At 71.7% G+C, this 2,715-nt stretch carries 2 protein-coding genes; both read left to right on the top strand.

Annotation, left to right across the window (positions count from 1 at the left end; translation table 11 throughout):
* The coding region (locus tag R6V09_RS50365; protein ID WP_317888127.1) for an ATP-binding SpoIIE family protein phosphatase at positions 1-1,554 on the top strand (1,554 nt) is incomplete at its 5' end.
* A gap of 273 nt (positions 1,555-1,827) precedes the next feature.
* On the top strand, positions 1,828-2,715 hold an 888-nt coding region (locus R6V09_RS50360), incomplete at its 3' end, for a PAS domain-containing protein (RefSeq protein WP_317888126.1).

Here is a 2,715-nt window from a genome sequence, read left to right as displayed (position 1 = left end):
GACGGCAGCGCGGAACTCCGCCGGGTGGCCTTCGCCAGCGCGGTCTCCGACGCCCCCTTCGTGGGCGGCGGCGCACCCGTCTCGGTCGGCGCGGTCCACCACTACCCCTTCAACTCGCCCTGCGCGGACGCCCTGCGCACCGCCCGCCCGCAGTACGTCCCCGCCGAGGAGGGCGGCCCCGTCCAGTCCACGCTGGCCGTGCCGATGGTCGCCCACGACACCGTCGTAGGACTCGTGCAGTTCGCCCGTACGAAGGGCAGCGAGCCGTTCGGCGACCGGGACCGGGACCTCGCGGTGGAGCTGGCGGCGCGGGCCGCCGTCTGTATCGACAACGCGCGCCTGTACCGCCGCGAGCACGAACGCGCCCTGATACTCCAGCGATCCCTCCTCCCACCCGGCGACCCGGAGGCCTCCGGCCTCGACATCGCCTGCCGCTACCTGCCCGGAAACGCAGCGACGGAGGTCGGCGGCGACTGGTTCGACGTCATCGAACTCCCCGGCCACCGCACGGCGTTGGTCGTCGGCGACGTCATGGGCCGCGGTCTGCGCGCGGCGGTGGCGATGGGCGAACTCCGCACAGCGGTACGGACGTTGGCGCTGCTGGATCTGGAGCCGGCGGAGGTGTTGTCCGCCCTGGACGAGATCGCGCGCGGCCTCGGCACCCCCGGCGGCGTCCAGCAGGCCACCCGGGCCGCCCGCCGCCCCCGCGAGGCCGACCTCTCCGAGGTGTACCTCGCGACCTGCATCTACGCCGTCTACGACTCGGTGACCAGGCGGTGCACCTTCGCCAACGCGGGCCATCTCCCGCCGGTCCTGGTGGAACCCGGCGAGGCGGCGCTGATGCTCGACGTGCCGCCCGGCATGCCGCTCGGCGTCGGCGGCGAGCCCTTCGAGGAGGTGGAGGTCGAACTGCCCGAAGGCGCACTGCTGGCGCTCTACACGGATGGACTGGTCGAATCCCGCGACCACCCCCTCGACGAGGGCCTCCAGGCCTTCGTGGGCGCCCTGACCGACCCCGCCCGCCCGCTGTCGTCCGGAGAACATCCCTCGGCCGCCGCACTCAACGCCGAGACCCACCGGGACCTGGAGGACGTCTGCGACCACGTCCTCAGCACCCTCGACACCCACCACGGCGAGGACGACATCGCGCTGCTCATGGCCCGCGTACAGGGCCTGCCCGAGGACTCCGTCGGCGACTGGACCCTGCCGCGCGAGCCGCGCAGTGTGGGCCGCGCCCGCGAGTACGCGCGCGCCCGACTCCAGTCCTGGGACCTCGAACCCCTCATCGACACCACGGAGTTGCTGGTCAGCGAACTGGTGACGAACGCGCTCCGGTACGGCGAGGGCGAGATCAGACTCCGCCTCCTCCTGGACCGCACCCTGGTGTGCGAGGTCTGGGACGCCGGCCTGGTCCAGCCGCGCCGCCGCCGCGCCCGGGACACGGACGAGGGCGGCCGGGGCCTCCAACTCGTCGGCCTCCTGTCGGCGGCCTGGGGCTCACGCCGGACGCCTCGCGGCAAGACGGTGTGGTTCGAACTCGCGGTGCCGGGGTGAACCGAGGCCGGTGCGCGGCCGTACCTGCCTGTACGGACCGGACAGTCGTGTCCATCGATTGGTCAAGGCCTGTGACGGTTGTCGATCGGCGTGGTTCGACTGCGTGTCCGCTGGTTAGAAGACTGGGAGTGTTGTCGCGGGCCGGTCCGAAATGCATCGGGATTGTCCTGTGATCGTGAACACCGTGTTGTGGGGCGCCGTAGTGCTGGATACTGCGGGCAGCCGCCCCCGGTGACCGGTGCCGGACGCGGTGAGCTGGAGGGGACGGTTCGCGTGAGCGAGATACCAGCGAAGGCCACGGAGTCCGAGGACCCGTCGGGCGGCGCGAGGGCTGAGGCCGTGGGCTTCGCCGACGTGCCCTCAGCCGACGCCATGTCCGTCGGCGACGCCATGTGGCAGAGCAGTCCACCCGGCTCGATCTACGACTACATCAAGGTCGCCTCCTTCTCCATCGGCCCCGACGGGCTCGTCGACCAGTGGAGTCTGCGGGCCGAGCAGCTCTTCGGCATCCCCACCGAACGCGCGGTGGGCATGGATCCCATCGAGGCGTTCGTCGACCCCGAACTGCACGAGCGGGGCCAGCGGAAGATGGCCGAGATCCTGGACGGCCGCGAGTGGACCGGAGTGGTCCCCTTCCGGGTGGCGGAGAGCGCGGAGGGCGAGCCGGGCAAGGAGGGCCTCGCCGAGGTCTATGTGATGCCGACCCGGACCGAGGAGGGCGAGCGGGCCGCCGTCTGCATCGTCGTCGACGTCCGCATCCTGCGCCGTATCGAGACCGATCTCGCCGCCTCGCAGTCGATATTCGGTCAATCTCCGTTCGGATTCCTGCTGATCGACCCCGACCTGCGGGTCCGGCGCGCCAACCAGCAGATCGCCAACACCTTCGGCGGCACCCCCGACGACCACCGGGGCAACGGCGTCCAGGACTATCTGCAGAGCCCAGAGGCCGAACGGGTCACCGCGACCCTGCGCCGGGTCCTGGAGACCGGCAACTCGATAACGGACATGCACGTCACCGGATTCGTGCCCGGCTCCGAGGAGCGCCGGCACTGGTCCATCAACCTCTACCGCGTACACAGCGGCAGCGGGCGCCCCATCGGCATCGCCTGGCTCGGGACCGACGTCACCGCCCGCCGCGCCGCCGCCCGCGAGGCCGCCTCC

The organism is Streptomyces sp. W16 (assembly GCF_033194735.1).
In the GTDB taxonomy this organism is placed as follows: domain Bacteria; phylum Actinomycetota; class Actinomycetes; order Streptomycetales; family Streptomycetaceae; genus Streptomyces.
Note: the sequence above shows the minus strand (reverse complement) of the source record. Positions and strands in the feature narration are given on the sequence as shown.